Origin of the sequence: Kosakonia sp. CFBP8986 (assembly GCF_034044935.1) — a bacterium.
Classification (GTDB): domain Bacteria; phylum Pseudomonadota; class Gammaproteobacteria; order Enterobacterales; family Enterobacteriaceae; genus Kosakonia; species Kosakonia cowanii.
This window is the reverse complement of record NZ_JAXCXB010000005.1, coordinates 502,300-527,779: the sequence shown is the minus strand read 5'-3', so window position 1 is coordinate 527,779 and position 25,480 is coordinate 502,300. Positions and strand designations below refer to the sequence as shown.

Genomic DNA, 25,480 nt, shown 5'->3' with positions numbered 1-25,480 from the left:
ATAGCACCCTGGTAGCGCTTCGCCAGGGTAGACTCTGCCTGCTCATTGAATATGGAAAAAAGAGAACTTTAAGATGCCATTACGTTCGATTCAGGCGTTGTGTTTGCTCAGCTTCTTTATGGCGGATGTGCGGGATGGTCTTGGCCCCTTTCTGGGGATCTTCCTGATTCACTATCACTGGAGCGCGGAAGCGATCGGCTACGCGATGACCGCAGGCGGCATTGCCGGGCTTCTGGCGACGCTGCCCTCCGGGATTGTGGTGGATGCCTCGGCGCGTAAACGGGCGATTATCGCCGTGGCCGCGCTGCTGATTATGGCGGGCACGCTGCTGCTATGGTTCTTCCCCGGCTCGTTAATGGTTTACGCAAGCCAGGTAGCAACGGGCATATCGGCGGCATTTATCGGCCCGGCAATGGCCGGTCTGACGCTCGGCCTGGTAGGGCAGAAGCGCTTTGCTCATCAACTGGGGCGCAATGAAGCTTACAACCACGGCGGCAATATGCTCTCGGCGCTGCTGGCGGGTGTTGCCAGCTGGTACTGGGGCATCGGCGCGGTCTTCCTGCTGATGCTGGTGATGGCCTTTGGCGCGCTGATAGCGGTGCTCGCGATCCGCGAAAAAGATATCGATCACCGCGTCGCGCGTGGGCTGAATCCTGAAGAGGCCCTCGGCGAGATCCCCTCGCTCTTCACGCTGCTCAAAATCCCGGCGCTCACCATCACCGGGCTGACCCTGATGCTGTTTCATCTGTCGAATGCCGCACAGCTGCCGATGCTGAGTATGCAGGTGGCTTCAGGCCATAACGCCACTCTGTTTAACCCTGGCGCGTATGCCGCAATGACGGTGGTGATAGCGCAGGGCGTGATGATCCCGGTGGCGCTGATGGTCTCGCGTTACGCCCAGCGATATGGCTATGAAAAACTGATTTTGATCGCGCTGATTATCCTGCCGGTTCGCGCAATGACCGCCGCGCTATGGCCCTCGCCGTGGGCGGCGATCCCGGTGCAGATTTTCGATGGAATGAGCGCCGGTATCCTCGGCGTGGCAGTGCCCGGCTTTATTGCTTCGCTGTTAAACGGCACGGGGCACGTCAATGCCGGGCAGGCGCTGGTGATGCTGATGCAGGGCTTTGGTGCCGCTATCAGTCCCTCGCTTGCGGGAACCGTGGCAACGCACTATTCGTGGCGCACGGCTTTTATCACGCTGGCGACCATTGCCCTGACGGCGCTGCTCATCTGGCTCGGCTTCGCCAAAAAAGGGTCAACGCAACCCCTTCGCGAGTGACCGCTCCTGCGGCTGATGCGCTGTTAATGGTTCCCGGCGCATCAGATCGCGGCAGACATAAAAGAGCCCAATCATAAAGGGAAACTCATACAGCTCTTCAATCAAATCCTGATAGTCGCGCTTGTGCAGGAAGAAGTGGGCAATTGCGCGATGGTGCTCCACGCTGTCGGATATCAGGAAGGTGATGACCACCAGCGCGAAACTCCAGACAAGCAGGGTTTGATGGCGCAGCCGGTCACTAATCTGCTGGCGTAGCGCATGGGAAAAGAGAGGAAACAGCACCAGAGCGCCAATCAGTAACACCGAAATGGCGCGAAACAGCAGGCGCGGCTCGTGGGGAAAATAGTCGCGGCCCCAGCTGACGCTGCGTCCGAGCAATACCAGCCACCACGTTGCCGCCCAGAGCCAGAAGCGTTTACGCTCCGGCGTCAGCGGAGTAGTGAGTGCGAAGCGCAAGGTAAAAACAAAAGCGAACAGCAGCCATAGTGCCTGGACATTTTCTATCACTGATACCGACAGCCCATGATAAAGGGGCAGAGAAAAGTCGGCGAAAAAAGGAATGATGCAGGAGAAAGCCGCCAGCATCACGGTAGTGGGCGTCAGGCGTTTATCGAATTTCATAATATTGCCACATTGATAATAATTAGCGGGCTAACATAGCGGATGAGGGTTTGTGCTGCTTTGCGATTAGTGGCGTATTGACTTATCAGGGTGGGAAACGCACCGGCAAAATAGCCGGTTGCGTTATTTTCAGGCGGCCTGAACGGTATTGATAATCTTATGGATGCGTTGTTTGAAGCGCTTAATTGACCTGTCTATTTTCCGGCGATGAAGAAAGCGGAAATAAGATGAGAGCGGCACAAACTCAGCTTCGCCAATATTATCGATAACGACCAATTCATACTCTTGCGGCGCGGTTTTACGCACCAGCACATTGTACTCTTTCAGCGTCATGGTCGAGATGCCGTACTCAATGAGATTGCTGCGCAACTCAGCGAGTTTTTCCTCAAGCAGAGGCAGAGAAAGACGCTTGTTCTTCAGGTAGAAGGCCAGGCTTTTGGAAATTTTCCCATCGTAATCGGTGACCAGATCAAAAACATGGCCGGTGCCAAAATTGGTCTGGATTTTACCGTAGTAGTTGGGAATGGCCTGGCATGCCTGAATAGAGCCTGATTTTTTGCGGTAGTAGCGCGTTTCGCGCTTCACCTCTTTTAACCCACCGTCATCGGGGTTATAGAGGGTTTTGACACATTTTTGACTATCAAACGGGTGCTGGTAACACCGGCGGTGGCGGCCGCTTCCTATATTCTCTTTTAGTATCAGCATGGTTACTCTCCTTGCCGGATACTATGAGATTGCGCGGTTAAATATTTCCTAAACGAGGGAAATGCTTTGATACATTTGCCCGGAAGGCAGGGAATAAGCGCACCACATGTTAAATTTGGTCGCCCGGCGGGGGTAAAGAGCGACCCTGAAATAACGCGCAGCGCGTATCACGTCATTGACGTTTACTCCTGAACCATCCACATATCCGCCTCTTCAAACATCTCTTCCAGCATGCGGTTCAGCTTTTCACGATCGCTTTTACTGGCATCGCTGTTCAGGCCGTTAGCCTGCATCGGTTTTACCCGCACATCGGCGTCCGGGAAGATGCGGTGTACGCGCTTTGTCAGTTCAGTGAGGATAATCTCGCGCGCGCCGGGTAAACCTTCAACATTACGCTTGTCGTAAACCAGTTCAACAAACACAGGGTCGTCCTATTCAGTCTGAATTTTTCGTGCAGCATTTATACTGGATAAAAAATCAGTATTCAAGATTAAAGCGTGTAAGAGAGGCGCATTCTGCGTACAAGCCCGTAAACCGGGCATATTGGGCGGAGCAGGGAGTGTTTTTTAGCAGGGGGGAAGAAATAAAGGATGGCAGTTTCGACATCAAAACTGCCAGCGAAGAGAGTACAAATTGTTTAAGCGTATATCCGTCACTTGCGCACTTTATAACCTGGTGGCTAAAGCGGCACAAACGCAAATTTTTCGCTGGAGGGATTTATAAAATTGATGATCACTGTATTAATCATCAGCCTTTGTACTTCCCCTGGCGAAAGTGTGCTTATGCCGGGTCGCGCTGAAGTTTGAAGATGCGAACCATCTCCACCAGCTGTTCCGCCTGCTGTTGCATAGCGTGTGCGGCGGCAGAGGACTCTTGTGACAGCGTGGCATTCTGCTGCGTTGCGGCATCCATGTGCGTGATGGCGACGTGCACCTGATCAATGCCGACGCTCTGCTCGTTGCTGGCCAGCGAAATGGTATCGACAAGTTGGCTTACGCGCTCAACGCTCTGCATGATTTCGGCCATTGCGCTGCCGGCATTTTTCACCAGTTTGTTGCCTTCATCAATGCGATTCACCGAACGCTGAATCAGCTCGCTGATCTCTTTCGCCGCCGTGGCAGAGCGTTGCGCGAGAGCGCGCACTTCTGATGCCACCACGGCAAAACCGCGTCCCTCGGTTCCTGCTCGCGCCGCTTCTACCGCCGCATTGAGCGCCAGGATATTGGTCTGAAACGCAATGCTGTCGATCACGCCGATAATGCTGCTGATCTCGGTCGAGAGATGATTGATCTCGCTCATGGTGGTCACGACACGCTCCACGACCTCGCCGCCCTGGTTCGCCACGCGCGTGGCTTCACGGGTGATATCACTGGCGATGCGTGAATTATCGGCATTGTTTTTCACCACCGATGTCAGCTCTTCCATTGAGGCGGCGGTTTGTTCAATCGCGCTGGCCTGCGCTTCATTGCGTGCGGAGAGTTCTCGGCTGCCGCTGGCAATCTGCTGTGAGGCGCCAGCGATCGTTTCAGTGCCGGAGCGAACCCCGGAGACGACGCGCGTCAGGTTCCGGTTCATCTCCTGCATGGCGCGCATCAGCTCGGCAGTTTCATCGCGCCCGGAAATGACGAAGGAGGATTGCAGATCGCCCGCGGCGACGGTGCGGGCAACGGAGACTGCCTGTGCCAGCGGGCGCGTAATACTGCGAATTAACCACCAGGTGATCAGCATGCCGACAATCAGCGTAAAGGCCATCACCAGTGTCAGCATCAGACGCGTCTCTTCAAACAGGGTGTTATTGTGCGCCTCGGTCTGCTGGCGGATATGCGCCGCTTGTTGCAGCGTGCTCGCCACCACCGTATCGATCATTTTGGTCGGTTCCCGATCGATACCGGTCACCATATGGTCGACCCGCTGTGCGCTGCTGGCATCAGCAATATCGTAGTGCTGCAAGGCATCCAGATACTCTCTTTCAAGCTTTGCATGCAAGCCGATGGTTTTGACAACCTCGTTGTTTGCGACACCAATCTTTGGAAGCAGCACGCTCAGGGTTTTTAACAGCGCCTGCGTTTTCTGGCTCTGTTCAACAAAGGCGTTTTTGTATTTAACGAAGGTTTCCTGATTTTGTGTGCCGCGCAGCAGCGTGTTTTTCCACTCCTGCACCTGAATTTTGAACTGCACTTGCGCATTACGCGCCGTGTCGATGCTCTGCGCAACTTCGCCTTCGGTTGCCATGATCTGTTTGTTTTGCGCGAGTGCGCCAGCGTTAATGGCGAGGCCGCGAATCCCCATAAACAGCGTTGCCAGTAACAGTAACGTCGCCAACAAACCCAGACGCTGCCCAATAGTAAGATGGTTAATTTTCATGCTGTGTCACTTCCCCTGGTGGTGAGGCGCAAATGGCGCGCACGCCAGCACTATCGACGTATTTAAGCAGGGCTTTAATGTCGATCTGAACAGAAACAGAGCATTTTTAGCTTAATATTTTGATATATAAGCAGATGGCACTTTTATGACATTTTCGTGACGCTGTATTACTGCTCAACTTAGCGCATGCGCAGAGGGGTTAACCTTCCAAATGATGTCTGGGATCGGCATGGATCTGCGCCAGCAGGCGCCAGGGTTTGCTGTCCAGCAGCCAGGCGGGAACATCCGCCGCCGATAATGGGCGGGCAAAAAGATAACCTTGCGCTTCATCGCAGCCATACTCTTCGAGCATGCGCGCGGTTTCCAGATCTTCCACCCCTTCCGCCAGCACCTCGTAGTTCAACTCTTTAAGCATCATGATCACATTTCGCGCAATGATGCGGCTGTCGTCATCGGTGGCAATCTGGCTGACCAGCGAGCGGTCGAGTTTGATCATGTCAATCGGGATGCGTCGCAGGTAGCTGATATTGCTGTAGCCTGCGCCAAAGTCATCAAGCAGGATGGTAAAACCAAGCGCATCAAGCCGGTTAAGCTCCCGCAGGGCGGCATCGCTCTCCAGCACTTTTTCCGTTTCCAGACACTCAATGTGAATATCGGCAGGTGTAAGCCCGGCATCGATAATGTGCTGCGCCAGTTCATCGGCGAAACCGCTGCGCGAGAAATCACTCACCGTGGCGTTAATGGAGACGGGAAGATCAATGCCGATCGCCTTCCACGCTTTGACCTGGGCAATCACCGTTTTAATCACCCAGTGGGTGATATCGGCCATCAGGGTGGTTTTTTCCGCCAGCGTGACGATCACCGCCGGTGAGATTGGCCCAAGCTCGGGGTGAGTCCAGCGCAGCAGCGCCTCCACGCCCTCGGTCTTTCCCGTACGCAGAGAGACTTTCGGTTGATAGGCCATATGGAGCTGATCGCCCGTTTTGATTGCCTGGCTGAGATCGTACAGCAGGCGGAAATCGGTATTACGCTGCTCATCAAGGACCGGGTTGAAGTGCAATACCGGGATATTCTCGCGGATCGCCTCATGCAGGGCGCTGATCGCCTGACGCACCACCTCCTGTACGTTGTCATTTTGCGGCGTAAAGGGGACATAACCCGCGTGAATAGAGAGATTGATATTAATATCGCTACCAATGGTCGCCTGGAAAGCGTGCACTTTTGCGACCCGCTTAGCCAGCCTGTTCGCCGCGTCACGCCCGGTCAGCACCGCAAAGCGTCCGGTGGCGAAGGCATAAAGCGTTGTTGCCTTGTTAAGCCGCAGGCGCATCTGCAACAGCGGGCCAAAGCTGCGCAGCAGCGTCTCCAGCGCCTCAACGCCGAGATAGCGGGTCAATTCATAGGCACGGGGAATATCAATACAGTCAAAGATGATCAGCGCATAATCACCGCTCGCGTTCTGCTTCAGGTGCGCCATCTCTTTAATTAAGCAGGGGCGGTTCGGCAGGCCGGTCAGCGCATCGACAAGACCAATGTTGTAGCAGGATTCAAGGTAGAGCGTGGCGAGAGCGGCGATGCGCTCAAAACTGGCGATTTGGCGAGCATCGGGTTCATAGAGCGCAGGATGGGTGACGCACAGCGTGCCGAGCACTGCTCCCTCTTTGGCGATCAGCGGTGCCGAGGCGTAAAAGAGGATATCACCGCTTTGGACCAGCGGCTGATGGGAAAAGCGCGTGTCGAGGCGGGTATCGATACAAACAATCGTCTGCCGGTCGGCCAGCGTATACTGGCACATGCTGCGATCGATGGCGATTTTGTCATGCTCGATCGGCACTTTTTCGACGAATTTGATGTACTGAAACTCATCATCAAAGGTGGTAATAAAGCAGCCTGATACCCCTATCACTTCACTGGCCAGACGCGCAAATTCCGCCAGCGCCGCATCGCGGGCCGCGTCGGCCTTACTCAATAAATCAAGCGCGGCCAGCTGTCTGCTTTCACTTTTTTTAAGGCCCGTAAACATGGTGCGCTCCTGCCCAACAAGTTAAAACAGGGTGTCTTCGTCTGAGAACGCCATCAGCGTGACAGGCGTCGGATTATCAGATGCCGCCGCGTATCACTATTTCCACCAGCCAAGCTGAGTGCCGACCACGGCGATAATCGCGACGATCAACATAATGATGGTGGTCTTTTTCATGGGAACTCCTCGGTCAGCGTCTCGCGCCGACCCTGTTAAGTGTATATGAAAGCGAGGCCATTAAGATTTGCCTCATGCCAGCAACGGGAGAAAACGCCATTAATTGAGCTGCTGGAACGCTTTTTTGCTTTTACTCTTCTTCACCCGATACATTACTTCATCGGCCGCGCGCAGGGCGCTATCCGCATCGTACTGCTCAGGGTTAATTTCAATCACGCCGACGCTGGCACCGGGGTAATAAAGATGAACATCACCGAGTTGATATTCACCGGCGATCTGCTTATCGAGGCGCGTTTTTAGCGCACTGAGCAGCATGCCCTGCGGCTGGTGGAGCGGGCCGCCGGGGCAGGCGAGTAAAAACTCATCGCCGCCGAGACGCCCAATAATGTCATCTTTCCCGCGATCCTGCGTCAGGCGATTGCCTACCTCAATCAGGAAGCGATCGCCGGCCTCATGGCCAAACTGGTCGTTAATCCCTTTGAAATTATCGAGATCGATAAAGGCGATAATGACGTGAATGTTGAGATGACGGGCGAGTGAGAAGAGCGTCTGCAGCGACTCAAACAGCGCGCGGCGATTCGGCAGGCCGGTCAACACATCGGTATAGGAGTGGGCGATCAGCGCGGCGTTGGCTTCGCGCAGCTGGTCAACCAGATACTCTTTTTCAATATATTGCGCGATCAGGCCGGCAAACAGGCGCAGCACCTGCTCGCCGCGCGCGCTGAGCATCTTTTTCTGATTGCTGGCCGCACACAGCGTGCCATAAAGCGAACCATCAGCCAGCTGCACCGGCTGGCTGAGATAGGTGGTGATCCCCAGCGCCTGGGCGGCTTCGCAATCGCGCCAGCGGGTTGCCACATCATTGGCAAACAGGCAGTTATCATCCAGCGCGCGTTTACACAGGCTGTCGCCAAAGGGGAGGGAGAAGCCTTCAGGGATCTCAAGCTGCTTGCTGTTACGGGAGTAGACAATGTGCTGCTGGCGGGGGTCGTCGCTGATTTTGGTCAGATAGGTCGATTCCATATCGGTCACCATCTCCAGCATTTACAGAAACTGGCGGACTAAGCTTTCCAGCGAGTGATCTTTCGCCAGGGTTTCCGATACCCGGGCGAGAATGAAATCGGACATGAATATTGGGCTCCGGTGCGTGGGTACCTCGTTGACCCGGCACGTTATTGCTGACTATTTCGACGGCGCGCCATTAAAACATGAACCAAAAAGATTTGATATATCGTGTAGCGGGCAAAAAAAAGCCCCGCTGATGAAGCGGGGCAAAAACTCATTGATTACGGAATGATGTTCTCTGGTCATGGGTGAGAACAAGGCAGACTATAACGGCGAAAAGTGCATTAAGGATGGAGAAATCATGGAGATATGCCGCTTGCGCGGCTATTCTGAAGAGCGTTGTTGGTCACTGTAAGGAAAAGAAGATGCGTTATGGGTTACTCGTTTTACCGCTGCTGGTCTCTGCCTGCACCTCATCACCTGCTAAAAAGCCGGATCATCCGCAGGTAGGCATGGCCAACCCGGCGGCAGTCTACTGCCAGCAGCGCGGCGGCGAGCGCGTGCCGGTGCAGAGCCCGCAGGGTGTGCGCACCGAGTGCAAACTGCCGGGCGGCGAGGTGATCGACGAGTGGGCGCTGTGGCGTCGCGATCATCCCACACCGGGATCGTGACAGCGGCAGAAAAGCCCGGTAAACTTCTCTTTCAGAATTATCTCATATTAAGCTTTAACGAGATCAGGCGAGAGAAGCATGTTTCAGTTACGACCGGGCAGCCAGGCATTAGTCATCGGCGCCCAGACCGCCAGCGGGCGGAGCAATATCGGTAAATCCGTTGAGTTATTCGGTCTTTGCCAGCCGGGTGAGCGCTTTCTCAACCCGGTGAATGGCGTGGTCACCGAAATGCCGCGCACCGCAGCGCGCGCGCTCTGGCTGGTGACGGGCGATGTGACCGCGTTTGACGGTCAGCATGGTTTTGCCTTTGTGCGCGCCGAGCACCTGATGCCCCTGCAGCCGGACAGCGCGCCGCAGGACGAGCGTACGCAGGTGGTGAGCTAACGCAGCGCGCGCAGCCACTCCGCCAGCACGACGGCGTGGTTCTGATCCCTCTCTTTTGCCGCATATAACAGCGTGACGGTGCCGTTTTTCCCCCGCGCCGCCAGCTGTTCTCCTGCCTCTTTTTGTGCCTTCAGCTCTTCCCGGTAGCTCTTCTTAAAGGCGGCAAAATCGATTTCCTCGCCGTGAAACGTTTTACGCAGCTCCGTTGACGGCGCCAGCGTTTTGCACCACTCATCATAAGCCAGATCGGCTTTCTTTATGCCGCGCGGCCAGAGCCTGTCGACCAGCACCCGGTAGCCATCCTCTTTACTGGCGGCGTCGTAAACACGTTTACACTGGATCATCGCGTTCTCTCCCTTTTCGTCTGGTCATTGATTTTAAAGTGTTGTGATTAATGTTAAAGACGTCTAGTGTGATGCGCCTTATGTTAGCCATTATCTACCACGGCATAGGGGCACTTCTCCATGAACCACATTCCGCCTAAAAAGACACTGCGCATTGCGCTGATCGGCGACTATAACCACGACACTGTTGCGCATCAGGCGATCCCGCTCGCCATTGATGATGCCGCGGCTGTTCTTGAGATCACCGCTGATTATGACTGGCTGGCAACCCGCGAGATCGACAATCCTGAAGATCTGGTCGGTTATGACGCCATCTGGGTCGTGCCAGGCAGCCCGTATGAGAATGCAGCAGGGGCATTTATCGCCATCAAATATGCGCGTGAAAACGCCATTCCCTTTCTCGGCACCTGCGGCGGTTTCCAGCATGCGGTGATCGAGTACGCCCGCAATGTGCTGGGCTGGGAGGATGCCGCCCATGCTGAAACCGAAACCGCAGGGCAGATGGTGATTACGCCGTTGACCTGTGCGCTGGTGGATCAAACCGCTGCCATTGAGTTAAGACCCAACACGCTGATTGCCCGCGCCTATGGGCGCAATGAGATTGATGAAGCCTATCGCTGTAGTTTTGGCGTCTCCCCGGAGTTTGCCAGCGAGCTGGAGCGTGGCGATCTGCGGGTGACCGGCTGGGATGAAGAGGGTGAGGTGCGGGCGGTAGAGCTTATTACCCATCCGTTCTTTGTCGCCACGCTGTTCCAGCACGAGCGCGGCGCGCTGGAAGGTCGCCCGGTGCCGCTGGTGCATGCGATGCTGCGCGCCGCAGGCGAATAAGCCCGTGGATTGTGCCGGATGGCGGCTTACGCCTTATCCGGCCTACAAAAGCGGTACCGGGTTGTTGTAGGCCGGATAAGCGTTTACGCGCCATCCGGCATTTACCCGCAATCCCGCTTTTACCCACCATCCATCCTCTACCCGGAAACGATCTCCCGGTTCCGTCCGGCAAACGCGCCGCACAGCGCCATTACTACCGACAAGAGCGCACAGGCGATCAGCGGTAAATGCCAGTCGCCGCTGGCATCATGCACTTTCCCCATCAGCGGCGGCCCGCAGGCGGCGAGCAGATAACCTACCGACTGCGCCATCCCCGACAGCGCAGCGGCCTGATACGCCGAGCTTGCCCGCAGGCCAATAAAGGTGAGGCCGAGGATCATCGTCGCCCCCGAACCAAATCCGTACACCACCGTCCAGAGCGCCGCGTGCTCCGGTTGCAGCCACAGCCCCAGCGCGCCCGCAGCGCACAGCAGCGCAACCAGCGCCGCGATAGCCCGCTGATCCCGCAACCGGTGCAGCACCAGCGGCACCAGTAAACCGGGCGCGGCCGTAGCCAGTTGCAGCACGCCGTGCAGCGAGCCGGCCTGTGCCTCGCTGAAGCCCTGGCTTATCAGAATCGACGGCAGCCAGCCAATCACAATGTAGTAAATCAGCGAGTTGATCCCGAGGTAGAGTGTCACCTGCCAGGCCAGTGCCGAGCGCCAGATGCCGCGGCTGTGAAGAGCTCCGCTGGCACTGAGCGCAGCCGGCGCACCGTATCGCAGGCGCGGCAGCCAGAGCAGCAGCGCCAGTAGGGGGAAGATCATTAGCGTCAATAACGCGCCGTGCCAGCCCGCGCCGCTCTGCGCAATCGGCACCATCGCCGCGGATCCGAGCGCCGCCGCCGCGCCCATAGTGAGCGAATAGGCACCGGTCAGTTTGGCGACATGCTGCGCAAAATCCCGCTTTAGCATGCCGGGCAGCAGCACATTGCCGAGCGCAATGCCGCAGCCAATCACCGCCGTACCGATAAACAGCAGCAGAGAAGAGGGCAGCGAGCGCAGGGCGATGCCAGCGCAGATCAGCAGCAGCGCGGCAAACAGGCTGCGCTCCATACCAATCCGTCGCGCCACGCCCGCCGCCAGCGGCGAAATCAGCGCGAAGGCCAGCAGCGGCAGCGTGGTGAGCATGCCGGTTTGCGCCGTGGTTAAGCCATAGTCGGCGCGAATGGCATCCAGCAGCGGTGCGGCGCCGGTGAAAGTAACGCGAAGCGTGGTGGCAATCATCAGGATGCCAATAATCAGCAGCACGCGCTGTTTGCCGTTTAAGGAGGGAGTGGTCATGGTGTTCTCATTTATAAACAGAGGGCACTACGATAGCGTTTTTCACCGCTGTTTGAATCAAGCTAAAATGACACTTTATCGCTAAATTCGGACAACTTTATGCACGACTTAGCCTTAGCGGGCTTCGATCCCGACAGCCAGCAGGAAGCCGCTGTCGCCTTTCACATCCGCATGGCGGCGCATGAACAGCGCATTCCCGCTCATCATCACCGCAAAGGGCAGTTGATCCTCGCCTTAAAAGGGGCGATCACCTGTGAAGTGGAGAATGCCCGCTGGATGGTGCCGCCGCACCATGCCATGTGGCTACCGGGTTTTGTGCCGCACAGCAATCACGCTACCGCCAATGCGCAGCTCTGCTTTCTGTTTATTGAAAGCTGGGCGGTGGTGATGCCGGAGCACTGCTGCACCCTCAAAATCTCGCCGCTGGTGCGCGAATTGATCCTGCAACTTGCTGCCCGTTCAACCGCCGCACGGCGTGAGCCGCAGACCCAGCGCCTGATCCAGGTGCTATTTGATGAGTTACCCCATCAGCCGCAAATGCAACTCCAGTTGCCCGTCTCCATGCATGCAAAGATCCGCCAGATGGTCGAGACGATGGAGCAGGCTCCGGCGGAGCGGCAGACGCTGGCGCAGTGGGCGCAGCGCTTCGCTATGAGTGAGCGCAACCTTGCTCGCCTGGTGGTGAAAGAGACAGGGCTGAGCTTTCGCCGCTGGCGACACCAGTTGCAGCTGATCCTCGCCCTGCGTCTGTTGATTGAAGGGCACAGTGTGCAGCACATTGCCCAGACGCTGGGGTATGACTCAACCACGGCGTTTATCACCATGTTTAAAAAGGGATTGGGGCAAACGCCGGGGCGCTATCTGGCAACGCTTAGCGAGCAGTAATATTTTTTCCTGCCAAGTCCACTTGTGTTGTGTGGAATTAAAACGTTTATAACGCCCGCAGCAAAAGGATAAGTCATTAATATCGCGAAACTGTTTTTAATAACTTTTTCAGATATTCAATGCACTTTTTGATATTTGTGTGATGAAAAACCTTATGTGACTTTAACGCGGCAATAACACAATAACCGGGCATAAGGATTAGCATGGCAACCTCATTACACACAAAAAACATCGTTGCGCTCAGCGCGCTGGCGCTACTTTCGGCGCTCTCCTTCTCTGCGCAGGCAGACAAGCTGGCAGATATCAAAGCCGCAGGCGTCGTGAAAGTCGCCACCTTTGACGCTAACCCGCCCTTTGGCGCGATCGATCCTAAAACCCACGATATTGTTGGCTACGACGTCGATTTTGCAAAAGCGCTGGCGAAAAGCCTCGGCGTTAAGCTGCAACTGGTTGCCACCAACCCAGCGAACCGTATTCCGCTGCTGCAATCCGGCAAGGTCGACCTGATTGTTGCAGATATCACCATTACCCCGGAGCGGGCGCAGGTGATTGATTTCTCTACACCTTACTTTGTCACCGGCCAACAGTTCCTCGTTCCGGCCTCTTCACCAGACAAGCTTGATGCCTACAGCAAAGCGCGCATCGGCGCGGTAAAAGGCACCACCGGCGAGCAGGCGCTGCATCAGCGCTTCCCGCAATCCCGCGTGCTGGCCTATGACGATATTCCGCTGGCGTTGACCGCACTGCGTAACGGCAACGTGCAGGCGATCACCCAGGACAGCACCATTCTGGCGGGGCTGCTGGCGGGCGCGCCGGATAAAGCGAAGTTTAAGATCCTGCCCGACCTGCTGTCGAAAGAGGAGATTGGCGTCGGCGTCAGCAAAGGGGAGAGCGCCCTGCTGAACAAAGTTAACGCAGAGCTGGTGAACCTCGAAAAGAGCGGTGAAGCGGCGAAAATTTATGACACCTGGTTTGGCCCGCAAACGAAAACTCCGGCTCCGCGTAGCTTTACCATAGAAGCGAAATAACGATGTTGGCAGGTCTCTTCTCTTCCTCTGCGGCAGATGCCGCAGGGGCGTTGCCCGTGCAAAAAGGCACGGTAGTGTTTCGCCAGGCGAGCAAACGCTTTGGCGACAACGTGGTGCTGAAAGCGATTGATTTACAGGTTGCGGCGGGAGAAGTGGTGGCGGTGTGTGGCCCTTCCGGCTCCGGGAAATCGACGCTGATCCGCCTGATCAACCAGCTCGAAAATCTCTCCAGCGGCGAGATTTTTGTTGATGGTCAGCCCACCAGCCAGCTCACTGGCCGTAAGTTGCGTGAGTTGCGCCGCCATGTTGGCTTTGTTTTCCAGCAGTTCAACCTCTACGCTCACCTCACCGCGCTTGAGAATATCACCCTCGCGCTGCGCCACATTCACGGCAAAAGCGCCGCCGAAGCGCAGCAGATCGCACTTGCGCTGCTGGCGCGCGTTGGCTTGCAAGAGAAAGCGCAGCACTACCCGGCGCAGCTCTCCGGCGGGCAGCAGCAGCGGGTGGCGATTGCGCGCACCCTGGCTGCCGATCCGCACATTATTCTGTTTGATGAGCCGACCTCGGCGCTCGATCCGGAGATGATTGGCGAAGTGTTGCAGGTGATGAAATCGCTGGCGCACAGCGGCATCACCCTGATTGTGGTCACACACGAGATGCAGTTTGCACGCGAGATCGCCGACCGGGTGATTTTTATCGACGGCGGCGAAATTCTTGAGCAGGCCGCGCCCGCCGACTTCTTTACCGCGCCGCAGCATCCGCGCGCGCAGCGTTTTCTGCAAAAGGTGCTTAACCCGCTGCATGCCGATAACAAGGAGTTGTAATGGCACTGCATCTTGACTGGGCGGGCGTGCTCAGCGGCCAGCCCGCAGCGTGGATCCTCTCCGGTTTTCTCACTACCGTGTGGGTCACGCTGGTGGGCATGATCCTCGCCACCCTGCTTACCGTGCTGCTGCTGGCGCTGCACCTGGCAGGTGGCCGCGTGGGACGCGGCGCGGTGGCGGCATGGGTGTCGCTGTTTCGTAACACACCGCTGCTGGTGCAACTACTGTTCTGGTATTTCGCCGCATGGAACGTTCTGCCGCTGGCGGTTCGCCAGTATGTAAACGACGAACACGCCTTTAGCATTCTGCCGGGCGATGTCTGGTGGTTTACGCCGGAATTCCTCTCCTCTGCCTGGGCGCTAGGGCTCTTTACCGCCGCCTTTCTGGTGGAGGAGATCCAGGCCGGGCTGCTCGCTGTGCCGCGCGGTCAGGTGGAAGCGGCGCAGTCGCAGGGCTTCAGCCAGCTTGCAATCTTTCGCTGGGTGCTGTTGCCGCAGGGGCTACAGAATGCCTGGCAGCCGGTGGTGGGGCAGTATCTCAACCTGATGAAACTCTCCTCGCTGGCGACGGGGATTGGGCTGGGCGAACTCACTTACCAGACGCGGCAGATTGAGAGCTTTAACGCCCACGCGCTGGAGGCGTTTGCTGTGGGCAGCGCGCTCTATCTGCTGCTTGGTCTGCTGATGAGCGTGCTGTTTAACCTGCCGCGCCACTGGCGCTCACTGCGCCACGCCACGGAGGTGCCGCGTGATCGCTAATATCACCGTCATTACCGACAACCTCGACTATTTGCTGTGGGGCAGAGCCGCGCAGGGTGAGCCGGGCGGCGTGCTGCTGTCGCTGTTGATGACTATTGGCGCGGCGGCGCTGGCGTTTCCCGGCGGCATTCTGCTGGCGTGCTGCGCCTGGCGTTTTCGCGGCTGGCCGCGCAAGGTGCTGTTTCTGTGGGCGGAGCTGATTCGCGGTATCCCGCTAATCTTCGTAATCTTCTGGCTCTGGTTTTTACTGCCGTGGATAACCGGGGCGGATCTGCCGGGTGCGGTCACCGTTACGCTGGCACTGGCGTGGTTTACCTCGGCGTCGGTGATGTACTCGACGCTGGCAGCACTCGGCGCACTGCCGCGCGGGCAGTATGAAGCGGCGCTGAGCAGCGGTTTTTCCAGCGCTCAGATCCTGCACCGCGTGCTGCTGCCGCAGGCGTTACGCAACGCACTGCCGTCGTTTATCGGCTTGCTGATTGCGCTGCTGAAGGACACCTCGCTGGCCTTTATTGTTAACGTCCCGGAGCTGACCACCGTCGCCGGGCAGGTGAACAACCGGGTGCAGGTCTATCCGGCGGCACTGTTTATCTTCACCGGGCTGGTCTACTACCTGCTGTGCAGCGCGCTGGAGTATGGCGTGAAGCGCTGGCAGCGGCGGCTTTCACTGCCGGCCAATTAGCAGCGATACCAAGCCTGCGGCAATCAGTGGCCCGACCGGCACGCCCCGGAACAGGGCCACGCCTAACACCGTTCCCACCAGCAGCCCCGCGACCAGCGAGGGCTGCGAACTCATCAACGTAACCCCGCGCCCGCCCAGCCATGAAACAAACACCCCCACGGCAATCGCCACCAGCGATTTCCAGTTGGCAAAGGAGTGCAGCAGCGTCGAGGGCGGCAGCGATCCGCTGGCAATCGGTGCCATCACGCCAATTGTCAGAATGATAATGCCGACCGTCAGCCCCTGCTTTTCGATCCACGGAAAGAAGGTGTTGAGCGGCGTGACGCGCACAATGATCAGCACCAGAATCGAGACCGCAACGGTGGTGTTATGGCTGACAAAGCCGAGCGCGGCGAGGGCGAGCAGAATAAACAGCGTGGTATCAAACATGCAAAGCGTCCTTACTCTGCGCTTTCACGGCGAAAATCGACCAGCGCTGGCTGGGCAATGCGCAAATAGTCGTGCGTATTCATGATCACTGATTTTTCCAGCAGCCCGGCGTTAAAGGCGATCTCATCGAAGCGCTGAAACAGCACCGGGTCGGCAACCAGTTCAAGATCAGGGTGAAAAGAGAAGGGGGGAATGGCACCAAAAACGCAGGCGGTGAGGGCATCGACCTCGGCCGGGCTGGCCAGTGACGCTTTCAGGCCGCCAAAGTGTTGCGCTAAGCGGCTGAGATCGGCCTGCAGGTCGGCACCAAGGATCGCCAGCACATGTTTTTTCACGCCGTTGCCTTTAATTTTACACAGCAGCGCTTTAGCACCCTGGCCGAGGGCGGTACCGCGAATTTCACTTACCGCTTCACATTTGCCGACGGCATCATGCTCAACCACGCGAAAGCGTGCCTGTTGCTCAGTAAGAAGTTGGAGTAGATGCGCGTGGATATCGCGGCTGGCAATCTCAGACATGGTCGCTCCCGGAAAATGTAAAGAAGTTTACATTACCTCACATTGCGGGGGCTGAAAATAAAAATGCCGCCCCGGGGGGCGGCCAAGAAATACAAGCACTACAAACAATTCTTTGTGTGTACGGTTAATGCTTTTGCAAGAGATAGCTGTTTTCGAAACCCGGAACGCTGCCGATGACATCGTAGCCGCTAAAGAAACCACCCGCGCGCAGCAGGTCGACCGCCGGTCCTACCTCCGGTGAGTATTGATGATCGCGATAATCATCGAACACAATAAATCCACCGCTCACTACCGTCGGAGCATAAAGCAGGAAGTCAGCGAGAACGTGCTCTTTCAGGTGACCGCCGTCGATATGCAGCAAAATCGTTTTCGGCTCCAGCGCCAGTACCCGTTCGATGCTGCGCTCTGAATAGCCGCGTACCAGTGTGATTTCCGGGAAGATACGTTCATGGTAGAAGCCCAGCTCCAGATGCTGATTCTGCAACTCCATGGGATCGATGCTGATAATGCGGCGCTTACGCTCACACATCACATTCATAAACGCGCTGGATTTACCTTTCCAGACGCCAATCTCAATAATGTCACCCGCGGCATTAGCGTTATTCACCAGCCAGCAGAGATAGCCCAGCAGTTTTACGTGAGTATGAAAAGAGAGCTCGCGTCGCGGCATCGCTTTTTCTGGCGGAAGAATCGCCTGCGCCTGCACAAATTGCTCACCCAGATCGTCCCAAACCTTATCGATCTTCTTTGTCATTTCCGGATCTTGCAGAAACACTTTTAAGTCTTTGAGTTCGATCATGCACGTAGTCCTGCGCCATCTAACTGAGATGGCTGGCAAAATTTAATGAGGTTACTTTGCCATAAACTTCCAGTAGTTAGAGGCTAAATAACCATGGTTTTAGGCGCTAATTCTCGCTTTTACCGCCAATTCGCTCAGCTATTAGCACCACAATTCCCGACTAAATGGCGATCTCAGGTGGCTTAACTAGACTTAGAGATTCACTTGTCCACATCGGGAGTGTGACTATGGCTAATGAATATCAGTCATGCATTGATGCCTGCTATCAATGTGCCGAAGCCTGCGATTGCTGTGCGGTCTCCTGTCTACAGGAGCCGCATCTTGAGATGATGAGAGCGTGCATTAAAACGGATATGGAGTGTGCGGCGCTCTGCCGCGTTACTGCGCAGTTGTTGAGCCTTGAGAGCGAGCAAGCGAAGCAGGTGTGCCGCATTTGTGCGGATGCCTGCCGCGCCTGTGCCGAAGAGTGCTCGAAGCACCAGCACGATCACTGCCAGCAGTGCGCCGCAGAGTGTCGCCGCTGTGCCGAGGTCTGTATGCAGATGACCGCTTAAGATGCCTTGCAGGCAAATGGAACGGGAGGGTGGCGTCAGCAACGCGCCACGCCCTACGCCCCGTGGCTTTTAAGCCTCTCGTTCACCTTGAATAGATTGTGGTAGAACTCGCCCTCTTTTTTAATCTCCGCCAGACGTTCACTGACCATCTGCCTGAAAGAGTCCCCCAGGTGATTGCGCAGATCCGGGTTTGCCCCCTTATCCAGCAGAAGAGCGATCTTGTCGAACTCGGCACCAAAAAAGGCCTCGGCCAGCAGTGTGTTACCCAGCGAGTCACGGCTGTTTATATCCGCGCCGCGTGCGAGCAACAGCGCCAGCGTGGCGTTGTTTTTCGCCCTGATGGTCGAAAAGATAAGCGGCTCAGCGTAACGCTTATCCCGAGCGTTTGCATCGAGACCGCCGTCAAGCATCGCTTTCAGCCAGATATCCTTATCGCCCATCGCCACCATTTCGGCCGGGCTCCAGGATTTATCCGGCTGCGGCTGCAAAGGATCTGCCCCCAGGCGCACCAAATCCGTGACGATCTGTAATCGCTCAGGCGGGTTGCCATTATAAAAAGACTCATTAAGGGCAAAAAAGAGGATCGTCAGGTCTTCATTTCCCGGTGTGCTGAGGTCCGTCTTTTTTGCCAGACGCAGGATGGTGTAGCGATCGCCGGCCTGAATCGCCTTTGCCAGCACTAACTGAGCGCCCGAAAAGTGCTTTTCGGGTTCGATTTTTTTCAGGCTCTTACAGCCCGGCAGCAGCGTACACAGCAGAGTAAGCAGGAGCGTGGAGATAAACTTTTTCATGTCGTTTCCCTTTGCGAGCAGGGTTCAGGTCCTCTACGAGTGCTTTTTGGGCTGTAGCAGCGCGATGGCCTGTGCATAAACCGCCTTTGCGGCACCTACCGACTCCTGTTCACACTTAATAAGGTGCGCCATAAGATTCCCTCTGCACAGGGTGCGTCCCGCACTAAGCAAGGCTTGTGCGGCGTTGCCTATCGCGGCATGGACGGCGTCGTTGTCGTCTGAGTGGGAAAATGTCACGCTCTGTTCCTCAGGATGCTAATCCAGTTGGTGGCTGATCTGCGCGCCGGAGATCTTCTGGTGCGTAGCCACTGGTCGCCTCGCCTGAGGCACAAAAAATGTGTCAGGGCAGAGCTTTTAAAAGTTTTTCACGCAGCGCGCTAACACGTGTAGCAAGCTCAGATAACTCTGCAAACGGCGTATCCATTACCGAGATCATATCGGCGGGGACGCCGGCGGCGTCGATCTTTAACTGCTGCCCCTGTTCGGTCAGGGTGATCAGCACCCGCCGCTCGTCACCTTGCGTATCGCGGTTTCTGGCGACCAGACCGGAGGCCTCCAGCCTTTTCAGCAGCTGGCTCAGCGTGCCGGAGTCCAGCTGGACACGCGCGCCCACTTCCGACACCGTCACGTTATCTTTTTCCCACAGCGCCAGCAGCACCAGGTACTGCGGGTAGGTCAGCCCGAGCGGTTTCAGCCGTGACTGGTAAAGCCGGGTCATCGCCAGCGAGGCGGAGTAGAGCGCGAAGCAGAGAAACTGATCCACGGTCACTGGCGCATTGCCCGGAGCCGGCAGGTCATTATTCTCATCGCTGTCGTTATTTGCGTCGATACACATAAGCAATATGGGCCTGTTGGAAAGATGGAATTCTCTCTGAATAGCGGCAACCGATTCAGGGAGGCCGGCACGTTCACGTCGGATTAAAGAGGCGCAGGGGAAGAGGAAAAACGGCCTGCGCGTCGGTTGTCAGAGCGAAGTATTGAGTCTAATTATGTTGACGTCAACCTAATTAAGGCTGGTGTATGAATCACAGGCATAACCGCGCCGCCTTTACGCGCTTTTCAGGCGGCGCGCTATGACAGGTTACAGGCGGAAAGTGTCGACCATGCCGCGCAGGGCATGCGCCTGAGCAGAGAGCGACTGCGACGCGCTGGATGACTCCTCCACCAGCGCGGCGTTGTTCTGCGTCACGCCGTCCATCTGGCTGACCGCCAGGCTGACCTGGCTGATACCCTGCATCTGCTCCGAAGAGGAGAGGGAGATATCATCCATGGCATCCGCCAGATCGCCGACCATGCCGACTACCTTCAGGATGTTGTCACCGGTGTCCGCAGCTTCAGCGACGCCATCTTCCACCTGGGCCACCGCCTGTTCGATCAGCGTTTTGATATCCAGTGCCGCACTGGCACTGCGCTGCGCAAGGGTTCTCACTTCGCCTGCCACCACGGCAAACCCGCGTCCCTGGTCACCGGCGCGGGCCGCTTCGACCGCGGCGTTCAGTGCCAGAATGTTGGTCTGGAAGGCGATGCCTTCGATGACGCCAGTGATCTCGCGCACTTTTACCGCGCTCTGGGAGATGGCGTTCATAGTCTGCGACATGCGACCAAGATCTTCGCCGCCGGTGCGGGCAAGGGTGGCGGTAGTGCGGGCGGTATCAGCAGTCTGGCGCGCGCCGTCGGCATTGCTTTTTACCGTGGCGGTCAACTGCTCCATACTGGCAGCCGTCTCCTGTAGGGCCGCGGCCTGCTGCTCAGTCCGGGATGAGAGTTCAGTGTTGCCCTGCGAGATCTCATCGGCCGCCGAGGCCACCGAAACAGAAGCATCGCGGATATCAGAGACCAGACTGCGCAGATTGGACTGCATACCGGCAAGAGAAGCCAGCAGGCTGCTGCTATCGTTACGACGCAGTGCTACCGGCGAACTGAGATCGCCCCCGGCAATCGCCGCCGCAAGTGTCTGCGCCTGGACGGGTTCGCCGCCGAGCTGGCGCATCAGCACGCGCACCGTAATCATACAGGTTGCCACCGCCAGCAAGATCGACATCACTGCCAGCCCCATCAGGATCAGCGCCGTGCGGGAGATATTTTCACCGTTCTCAGCCAGCGTATCGCGGCTTAATTTCATCTGCACTTCAGTCAGTTCGTTAAGCGCGTCGAGCAGCGCTTTTTGCGCCGGGCGGGCGGTGTTCATCAGGTAGGTGGTGGTCTCCTCCTGACGATTTGACAGCCCCAGTTTTCCCGCCTCCATCAGCGTCGACAGGGCAGCAGGCTCTGCCGCAACAATTCGCTTGAGCGCCGCTTTACCCTCGTCGGAAACATTTGACGCCATGCTCTGCTCCAGCAGTTCACGGTTATGGATAAAGAGTTCGCGCTGATCGTTCAGTCGCTTCCACTCCGGCTGCATCTGAGCCGGGTCCGTTAGCAGGGCGAGGTTACGCACAGCGATAGCCATATCGCGCGCGCTGCCCCGCATATCCAGCACCAGGTCATAGCGCTTCATTTTGGAGTTAACGGTGTCGTTCATACTGTCGCGTGCTTGCCAAAGGCCCTGCAACGCGGTCGCTGCACAAATGATAAATAACAGAATAAGCAGGCCAAAACCCACGCTCAGACGGGTAGAAATTTTCATTGGTTTTCTCATCATATTTATGGTGTTGAGCACTATCGGCAAGGGGTGAGAAACCATTAGAGTGGAAATCAATCAAATTGTGTTCAATTGTGTCGTGCGTTAGTTAGTTGTGGGTTTTGTAGATATTGAGGTCGGTTAAGTAAGCTAAGTTACTGCGTAAGCAGGCAGGAAAGCAGCCAGTTATTTACATGTAACTGGCTGATTTAGAGGTTAATTTGAAGCGTTTTGCTTATGAAACAGCTCGCGGAATACCGGGTAGATATCATCCTGGTCGCGAATATGCTGGATAGCGAAGTTATCAAACATCGTTTGCAGATGTTCATACTCTCGCCACAGCGTCTGGTGCGCCCGACGGGTGATCTCGATATAGCTGTAGTAACGCACTACCGGCAGGATCTTCTTCGCCAGAATTTCGTGACACAGGGGTGAGTCATCCGCCCAGTTATCGCCATCGGAAGCCTGTGCGGCGTAGATATTCCACTGCCCAGGGTCGTAGCGCGCTTTTACCACCTCATCCATCAGTTTCAGGGCGCTGGAGACAATGGTGCCGCCCGTCTCCTGCGAGTAGAAGAACTCATGTTCATCCACCTCTTTCGCCTGCGTGTGATGGCGGATATAGACCACTTCAACGTTTTTATAGGTCCGGCTCAGGAAGAGATAGAGCAGGATATAGAAGCGTTTGGCCATATCTTTGGTGGCCTGATCCATTGAGCCTGAAACGTCCATCAGGCAGAACATCACCGCCTGGCTGGAGGGTTCCGGGCGTTTTTCGTAGTTCTTGTAGCGTAAGTCGAAGGTGTCGATAAAGGGCACGCGCTCGATTTTTGCCCGTAGCTCGGCAATCTCTTTGCGCAGACGCTCCTCCTCCAGCAATTGCGCCGGCTCGCTTTTGGCGACGATTTCGAGATTGCTCTCCAGCTCGCGCAATTCGCGACGCTTGCCGGCCGTCATCGCCGTGCGGCGGGCGAGGGAGTTCTGGAGCGATCGCACGACGCTGATATTTGCCGGTACACCGTTGGCGGTATACCCGGCGCGGTGCGTTTTGTACTCGTTCATCTGCCGCTGCTGGTTTTTTTGCAGGTTTGGCAGGGCGAGATCTTCAAACAGCAGATCGAGGTACTCATCTTTCGAGATCTGGAAAACAAACTCATCCTGGCCTTCACCATCCTGGCTGGCGTCGCCCTGGCCGCTGCCTCCTCCGCCACCGCCGCCCTGCGGACGTTCGATGCGATCGTTGGGCACAAAATGGTCGTTCCCCGGGTGAACGCGATGGCGTAAACCGCCGCGTCCCTGGTGGAACATCGGTTCGCTAATATCTTCCGTCGGGATTGAGACAGACTCGCCGCTCTCGACATCCGTGACCGATCGTTTATTGATCGCCCCGGAAATGGACTGCTTTATTTGCGCTTTGTAACGGCGCAAGAAGCGCTGGCGGTTCACCGCGCTCTTGTTTTTGCCGTTCAGACGCCGGTCAATGAACCAGGTCATAGTTCCCTCCCGCTGCGTATGCCAACTTTGCAACAGACCGCGCACGGGGCGCGGCCGGGGTGGTGCTGTTATGAGGATTTACGAACCCGCAGATACCATTCGCACAGCAGGCGTACCTGCTTGCGGGTATAGCCTTTCTCCATCATGCGGTCGACAAAGTCATCATGTTTTTTCTGCTCGTCGGTCGAGGTTTTGGCGTTAAAGGAGATGACCGGCAGCAACTCTTCGGTATTGGAGAACATTTTCTTCTCGATAACCGTGCGCAGTTTTTCGTAACTGGTCCAGTTCGGGTTACGACCGCTATTATTGGCGCGGGCGCGCAGCACGAAGTTGACGATCTCGTTACGGAAATCTTTCGGGTTGCTGATCCCGGCCGGTTTCTCAATCTTCTCCAGCTCTGCATTGAGAGACTCACGGTCAAACAGCTGTCCGGTATCGGGATCGCGGTACTCCTGATCCTGAATCCAGAAATCGGCGTAGGTGACATAACGGTCGAAAATGTTCTGCCCATACTCCGAGTAGGATTCGAGGTAGGCGGTCTGGATCTCTTTGCCGATAAACTCGGCATATTTCGGGATCAGGTAGCCTTTGAGGAACTCGAGATAGCGCTCGGCCTGCTCCTGCGGGAACTGCTCGCGCTCAATCTGCTGCTCCAGCACATAGAAGAGGTGTACCGGGTTGGCCGCCACTTCCACATGGTCGAAGTTAAATACTCGCGAGAGGATCTTAAAGGCGAAACGCGTTGAAAGGCCGTTCATCCCTTCGTCGACACCGGCGTAATCACGGTACTCCTGGTAGGATTTCGCTTTCGGGTCGGTATCTTTCAAACTCTCACCGTCGTAAACGCGCATTTTGGAGTAGATGCTGGAGTTTTCCGGCTCTTTAAGGCGCGACAGGATAGAGAAGCGCGCCAGCGTTTCCAGCGTCCCCGGCGCGCATGGCGCGTGAGAAAGCTCAGAGTGATTAAGCAGTTTTTCGTAAATCTTCATCTCTTCCGAGATGCGCAGGCAGTACGGCACCTTGACGATGTAAACACGGTCGAGGAACGCCTCGTTGTTTTTGTTGTTACGGAACTGCACCCATTCCGATTCGTTGGAGTGGGCAAGGATGATGCCGTTAAACGGCAGGGCGGAGATCCCCTCGGTGCCGTTGTAGTTCCCCTCTTGAGTGGCGGTCAGCAGCGGGTGCAGCACCTTGATCGGCGCTTTAAACATTTCGACGAACTCCATCACCCCCTGGTTGGCGCGGCAGAGCGCGCCGGAGTAACCGTAGGCGTCCGGATCGTTTTGCGCGTGGTTTTCCAGTTTGCGGATATCGACTTTACCCACCAGCGCGGAGATATCTTGGTTGTTCTCATCGCCCGGTTCGGTTTTGGCGATGGCGATCTGCTCCAGAATCGACGGCCATACTTTAACGACGCGGAATTTACTGATATCGCCGCCAAACTCATGCAGCCGTTTTGCCGCCCACGGCGACATAATGGTGCCGAGATAGCGGCGCGGCACGCTGTACTCTTTTTCGAGAATCTGGGCGTCTTCCTGCGGATTAAACAGGCAGAGCGGATGGTCGTTGACCGGGCTGCGCTCGCCGTTGGCGCTCAGCACGTAGATCGGCACGCGCTGCATTAAGGATTTCAGGCGTTCAGCAAGGGAAGATTTACCGCCGCCGACCGGGCCGAGCAGATAGAGGATCTGTTTCTTCTCTTCAAGCCCCTGCGCGGCGTGCTTGAGGTAAGAGACAATCTGCTCGATAGCTTCTTCCATACCATAGAACTCTTCAAACGCCGGGTAGCGTCCGATAACCCGGTTCGAAAAGAGACGGGAAAGCCGTGGCTCCTGAGCGGTGTCAACCATCACGGGCTCACCAATGGCCATCAATAGCCGTTCTGCCGCGTTAGCATAGGCACTGCGATCTTGCTTACAGATGGCAAGAAACTCCTGCAGTGTGAACTCTTCGTCCTTGGCAGCTTCATAGCGCTGGCGATAGTGATCGAATATATTCATGGCATGCCGTCCTTTCGTTTTTTAGCACAGGTTAAGAGCCGTTCGTATGAGTAATGGAGGCTCCCGGAAGCGTTAGCTGAACGACGCATTTAGTCACCGAGCAACCCTTGTGCCAGGTTGCATGCCAACAACTGAGCGCGGATCAGGTAAATCATCTTCTTAATTTAAGCGTAGAAGGCTTTGCAAATCTTGCATGCGCCCCAAAACCAATTTCAATGGCATATCAATAACTCATCCTAAAAATCCTGTTTTTGTCATAAGCCGCAGCCAGCGCTTTCATCGTTGTTTCATAACGCTGTAATGGGAGCGTCATAACCCGGCTTCAGAGTAGAAAGTTAATTTTTTGTAATCTTCAGACAAAAAGAGTTGGGC

The 25,480-nt window shown here is 56.3% G+C and carries 26 protein-coding genes and 1 pseudogene; 10 read left to right on the top strand and 17 right to left on the bottom strand.

What is annotated here, in order from left to right; genetic code table 11:
* Window positions 1-73 precede the first annotated feature (73 nt).
* A complete protein-coding gene (locus SOM48_RS14755) occupies window positions 74-1,282 on the top strand; it encodes an MFS transporter (protein WP_320512220.1) in 1,209 nt (402 codons plus the stop codon).
* Here the strand turns inward: SOM48_RS14755 and SOM48_RS14750 are convergent.
* From SOM48_RS14750 to SOM48_RS14725, 7 genes and pseudogenes are all read right to left on the bottom strand, one after another.
* Window positions 1,259-1,903 (bottom strand): hypothetical protein, encoded by a 645-nt coding sequence (locus SOM48_RS14750; RefSeq protein ID WP_320512219.1) that lies wholly within the window; start codon window positions 1,901-1,903, stop codon window positions 1,259-1,261. The genes SOM48_RS14755 and SOM48_RS14750 overlap by 24 nt on opposite strands.
* Window positions 1,904-2,032: 129 nt before the next feature.
* Window positions 2,033-2,608, bottom strand: a complete 576-nt coding sequence (locus SOM48_RS14745; RefSeq protein WP_023481439.1) for a YrbL family protein — start codon at window positions 2,606-2,608, stop codon at window positions 2,033-2,035.
* 182 nt (window positions 2,609-2,790) lie between these two features.
* Window positions 2,791-3,030 carry a DinI family protein gene (locus SOM48_RS14740; protein ID WP_023481865.1) on the bottom strand — a complete coding sequence of 80 codons (240 nt, stop codon included), beginning with the start codon at window positions 3,028-3,030 and terminating at the stop codon, window positions 2,791-2,793.
* Window positions 3,031-3,388: 358 nt separating this feature from the next.
* Window positions 3,389-4,972: a methyl-accepting chemotaxis protein gene (locus SOM48_RS14735; protein ID WP_139964896.1), complete on the bottom strand. Its 1,584-nt coding sequence runs from the start codon at window positions 4,970-4,972 to the stop codon at window positions 3,389-3,391.
* A 199-nt stretch (window positions 4,973-5,171) separates the two neighbouring features.
* A complete protein-coding gene (locus SOM48_RS14730) occupies window positions 5,172-6,995 on the bottom strand; it encodes a sensor domain-containing phosphodiesterase (protein WP_320512218.1) in 1,824 nt (607 codons plus the stop codon).
* A 96-nt stretch (window positions 6,996-7,091) separates the two neighbouring features.
* Entirely contained in the window at window positions 7,092-7,169 is a 78-nt protein-coding gene (yoaJ, locus tag SOM48_RS22695) for a protein YoaJ (RefSeq protein WP_071789586.1), read from the bottom strand.
* A gap of 99 nt (window positions 7,170-7,268) precedes the next feature.
* Window positions 7,269-8,297, bottom strand: a pseudogene (locus SOM48_RS14725) (sensor domain-containing diguanylate cyclase).
* A gap of 302 nt (window positions 8,298-8,599) precedes the next feature.
* On the opposite strand from SOM48_RS14725, the gene SOM48_RS14720 reads away from it, so the two are divergent.
* Window positions 8,600-8,845 (top strand): putative hemolysin, encoded by a 246-nt coding sequence (locus SOM48_RS14720; protein ID WP_023481685.1) that lies wholly within the window; start codon window positions 8,600-8,602, stop codon window positions 8,843-8,845.
* Between the two features lie 78 nt (window positions 8,846-8,923).
* Window positions 8,924-9,229 (top strand): hypothetical protein, encoded by a 306-nt coding sequence (locus tag SOM48_RS14715; RefSeq protein WP_128483105.1) that lies wholly within the window; start codon window positions 8,924-8,926, stop codon window positions 9,227-9,229.
* Here the strand turns inward: SOM48_RS14715 and SOM48_RS14710 are convergent.
* Window positions 9,226-9,573: a DUF488 domain-containing protein gene (locus SOM48_RS14710; protein WP_288881985.1), complete on the bottom strand. Its 348-nt coding sequence runs from the start codon at window positions 9,571-9,573 to the stop codon at window positions 9,226-9,228. The two genes, SOM48_RS14715 and SOM48_RS14710, sit on opposite strands and share 4 nt — an antisense overlap.
* A gap of 120 nt (window positions 9,574-9,693) precedes the next feature.
* On the opposite strand from SOM48_RS14710, the gene SOM48_RS14705 reads away from it, so the two are divergent.
* Entirely contained in the window at window positions 9,694-10,401 is a 708-nt protein-coding gene (locus SOM48_RS14705) for a CTP synthase C-terminal region-related (seleno)protein (RefSeq protein WP_054802907.1), read from the top strand.
* Between the two features lie 137 nt (window positions 10,402-10,538).
* On the opposite strand, the gene SOM48_RS14700 is transcribed toward SOM48_RS14705, so the two are convergent.
* Window positions 10,539-11,723, bottom strand: coding sequence for a CynX/NimT family MFS transporter (locus tag SOM48_RS14700; protein ID WP_320512217.1), 1,185 nt, complete (start codon window positions 11,721-11,723; stop codon window positions 10,539-10,541).
* A gap of 99 nt (window positions 11,724-11,822) precedes the next feature.
* On the opposite strand from SOM48_RS14700, the gene SOM48_RS14695 reads away from it, so the two are divergent.
* The 5 genes from SOM48_RS14695 (at window position 11,823) to SOM48_RS14675 (ending at window position 15,900) form a co-directional block, all read left to right on the top strand.
* Complete coding sequence (locus SOM48_RS14695; RefSeq protein ID WP_128483101.1) at window positions 11,823-12,608, top strand: AraC family transcriptional regulator; 786 nt, start codon at window positions 11,823-11,825, stop codon at window positions 12,606-12,608.
* A 203-nt stretch (window positions 12,609-12,811) separates the two neighbouring features.
* Window positions 12,812-13,636, top strand: a complete 825-nt coding sequence (locus SOM48_RS14690; RefSeq protein WP_076769729.1) for an ABC transporter substrate-binding protein — start codon at window positions 12,812-12,814, stop codon at window positions 13,634-13,636.
* A gap of 2 nt (window positions 13,637-13,638) precedes the next feature.
* On the top strand, window positions 13,639-14,460 hold the full coding sequence (locus SOM48_RS14685; protein WP_023481742.1) for an amino acid ABC transporter ATP-binding protein: 822 nt from the start codon (window positions 13,639-13,641) through the stop codon (window positions 14,458-14,460).
* Entirely contained in the window at window positions 14,460-15,218 is a 759-nt protein-coding gene (locus SOM48_RS14680) for an amino acid ABC transporter permease (RefSeq protein ID WP_320512216.1), read from the top strand. The genes SOM48_RS14685 and SOM48_RS14680 overlap by 1 nt, the downstream gene beginning before the upstream one ends.
* A complete protein-coding gene (locus tag SOM48_RS14675) occupies window positions 15,208-15,900 on the top strand; it encodes an amino acid ABC transporter permease (protein WP_128483099.1) in 693 nt (230 codons plus the stop codon). Before SOM48_RS14680 ends, SOM48_RS14675 begins: the two co-directional genes overlap by 11 nt.
* Here SOM48_RS14675 and SOM48_RS14670 read toward each other — a convergent pair.
* The 3 genes from SOM48_RS14670 to SOM48_RS14660 all read right to left on the bottom strand — a co-directional run bounded on the left by SOM48_RS14670 (window position 15,883) and on the right by SOM48_RS14660 (window position 17,646).
* Window positions 15,883-16,329, bottom strand: a complete 447-nt coding sequence (locus SOM48_RS14670) for a DUF441 domain-containing protein (protein ID WP_054802901.1) — start codon at window positions 16,327-16,329, stop codon at window positions 15,883-15,885. The two genes, SOM48_RS14675 and SOM48_RS14670, sit on opposite strands and share 18 nt — an antisense overlap.
* 11 nt (window positions 16,330-16,340) lie before the next feature.
* The gene (locus tag SOM48_RS14665; protein WP_054802900.1) at window positions 16,341-16,847 is read right to left on the bottom strand and encodes a YbaK/prolyl-tRNA synthetase associated domain-containing protein; all 507 of its coding nucleotides are present in this window, start codon (window positions 16,845-16,847) and stop codon (window positions 16,341-16,343) included.
* 124 nt (window positions 16,848-16,971) lie between these two features.
* Entirely contained in the window at window positions 16,972-17,646 is a 675-nt protein-coding gene (locus SOM48_RS14660; protein WP_054802899.1) for a class I SAM-dependent methyltransferase, read from the bottom strand.
* 227 nt (window positions 17,647-17,873) lie between these two features.
* Between SOM48_RS14660 and SOM48_RS14655 the strand changes: the two genes are divergently transcribed.
* A complete protein-coding gene (locus SOM48_RS14655; RefSeq protein WP_320512215.1) occupies window positions 17,874-18,200 on the top strand; it encodes a four-helix bundle copper-binding protein in 327 nt (108 codons plus the stop codon).
* Between the two features lie 53 nt (window positions 18,201-18,253).
* On the opposite strand, the gene SOM48_RS14650 is transcribed toward SOM48_RS14655, so the two are convergent.
* The 5 genes from SOM48_RS14650 to yeaG form a co-directional block, all read right to left on the bottom strand.
* Complete coding sequence (locus tag SOM48_RS14650) at window positions 18,254-18,991, bottom strand: ankyrin repeat domain-containing protein (RefSeq protein WP_313163806.1); 738 nt, start codon at window positions 18,989-18,991, stop codon at window positions 18,254-18,256.
* Between the two features lie 340 nt (window positions 18,992-19,331).
* Window positions 19,332-19,826: a MarR family winged helix-turn-helix transcriptional regulator gene (locus tag SOM48_RS14645; RefSeq protein WP_054802896.1), complete on the bottom strand. Its 495-nt coding sequence runs from the start codon at window positions 19,824-19,826 to the stop codon at window positions 19,332-19,334.
* A gap of 246 nt (window positions 19,827-20,072) precedes the next feature.
* Entirely contained in the window at window positions 20,073-21,617 is a 1,545-nt protein-coding gene (locus SOM48_RS14640; protein ID WP_320512214.1) for a methyl-accepting chemotaxis protein, read from the bottom strand.
* A gap of 210 nt (window positions 21,618-21,827) precedes the next feature.
* Window positions 21,828-23,105 carry a YeaH/YhbH family protein gene (locus tag SOM48_RS14635; RefSeq protein WP_320512213.1) on the bottom strand — a complete coding sequence of 426 codons (1,278 nt, stop codon included), beginning with the start codon at window positions 23,103-23,105 and terminating at the stop codon, window positions 21,828-21,830.
* Between the two features lie 68 nt (window positions 23,106-23,173).
* Window positions 23,174-25,108 (bottom strand): protein kinase YeaG, encoded by a 1,935-nt coding sequence (yeaG, locus tag SOM48_RS14630; RefSeq protein WP_042714617.1) that lies wholly within the window; start codon window positions 25,106-25,108, stop codon window positions 23,174-23,176.
* Between the last annotated feature and the right edge of the window lie 372 nt (window positions 25,109-25,480).

What these genes read in the sequence shown, in the direction of transcription:
- SOM48_RS14755 (WP_320512220.1), top strand. Translation starts at nt 74, where the DNA reads ATGCCATTACGTTCGATTCAGGCGTTGTGTTTGCTCAGCTTCTTTATG.
- SOM48_RS14750 (WP_320512219.1), bottom strand. Translation starts at nt 1,903, where the DNA reads ATGAAATTCGATAAACGCCTGACGCCCACTACCGTGATGCTGGCGGCT.
- SOM48_RS14745 (WP_023481439.1), bottom strand. Translation starts at nt 2,608, where the DNA reads ATGCTGATACTAAAAGAGAATATAGGAAGCGGCCGCCACCGCCGGTGT.
- SOM48_RS14735 (WP_139964896.1), bottom strand. Translation starts at nt 4,972, where the DNA reads ATGAAAATTAACCATCTTACTATTGGGCAGCGTCTGGGTTTGTTGGCG.
- SOM48_RS14730 (WP_320512218.1), bottom strand. Translation starts at nt 6,995, where the DNA reads ATGTTTACGGGCCTTAAAAAAAGTGAAAGCAGACAGCTGGCCGCGCTT.
- yoaJ (WP_071789586.1), bottom strand. Translation starts at nt 7,169, where the DNA reads ATGAAAAAGACCACCATCATTATGTTGATCGTCGCGATTATCGCCGTG.
- SOM48_RS14720 (WP_023481685.1), top strand. Translation starts at nt 8,600, where the DNA reads ATGCGTTATGGGTTACTCGTTTTACCGCTGCTGGTCTCTGCCTGCACC.
- SOM48_RS14715 (WP_128483105.1), top strand. Translation starts at nt 8,924, where the DNA reads ATGTTTCAGTTACGACCGGGCAGCCAGGCATTAGTCATCGGCGCCCAG.
- SOM48_RS14710 (WP_288881985.1), bottom strand. Translation starts at nt 9,573, where the DNA reads ATGATCCAGTGTAAACGTGTTTACGACGCCGCCAGTAAAGAGGATGGC.
- SOM48_RS14705 (WP_054802907.1), top strand. Translation starts at nt 9,694, where the DNA reads ATGAACCACATTCCGCCTAAAAAGACACTGCGCATTGCGCTGATCGGC.
- SOM48_RS14700 (WP_320512217.1), bottom strand. Translation starts at nt 11,723, where the DNA reads ATGACCACTCCCTCCTTAAACGGCAAACAGCGCGTGCTGCTGATTATT.
- SOM48_RS14695 (WP_128483101.1), top strand. Translation starts at nt 11,823, where the DNA reads ATGCACGACTTAGCCTTAGCGGGCTTCGATCCCGACAGCCAGCAGGAA.
- SOM48_RS14690 (WP_076769729.1), top strand. Translation starts at nt 12,812, where the DNA reads ATGGCAACCTCATTACACACAAAAAACATCGTTGCGCTCAGCGCGCTG.
- SOM48_RS14685 (WP_023481742.1), top strand. Translation starts at nt 13,639, where the DNA reads ATGTTGGCAGGTCTCTTCTCTTCCTCTGCGGCAGATGCCGCAGGGGCG.
- SOM48_RS14680 (WP_320512216.1), top strand. Translation starts at nt 14,460, where the DNA reads ATGGCACTGCATCTTGACTGGGCGGGCGTGCTCAGCGGCCAGCCCGCA.
- SOM48_RS14670 (WP_054802901.1), bottom strand. Translation starts at nt 16,329, where the DNA reads ATGTTTGATACCACGCTGTTTATTCTGCTCGCCCTCGCCGCGCTCGGC.
- SOM48_RS14665 (WP_054802900.1), bottom strand. Translation starts at nt 16,847, where the DNA reads ATGTCTGAGATTGCCAGCCGCGATATCCACGCGCATCTACTCCAACTT.
- SOM48_RS14660 (WP_054802899.1), bottom strand. Translation starts at nt 17,646, where the DNA reads ATGATCGAACTCAAAGACTTAAAAGTGTTTCTGCAAGATCCGGAAATG.
- SOM48_RS14655 (WP_320512215.1), top strand. Translation starts at nt 17,874, where the DNA reads ATGGCTAATGAATATCAGTCATGCATTGATGCCTGCTATCAATGTGCC.
- SOM48_RS14650 (WP_313163806.1), bottom strand. Translation starts at nt 18,991, where the DNA reads ATGAAAAAGTTTATCTCCACGCTCCTGCTTACTCTGCTGTGTACGCTG.
- SOM48_RS14645 (WP_054802896.1), bottom strand. Translation starts at nt 19,826, where the DNA reads ATGTGTATCGACGCAAATAACGACAGCGATGAGAATAATGACCTGCCG.
- SOM48_RS14640 (WP_320512214.1), bottom strand. Translation starts at nt 21,617, where the DNA reads ATGAAAATTTCTACCCGTCTGAGCGTGGGTTTTGGCCTGCTTATTCTG.
- SOM48_RS14635 (WP_320512213.1), bottom strand. Translation starts at nt 23,105, where the DNA reads ATGACCTGGTTCATTGACCGGCGTCTGAACGGCAAAAACAAGAGCGCG.
- yeaG (WP_042714617.1), bottom strand. Translation starts at nt 25,108, where the DNA reads ATGAATATATTCGATCACTATCGCCAGCGCTATGAAGCTGCCAAGGAC.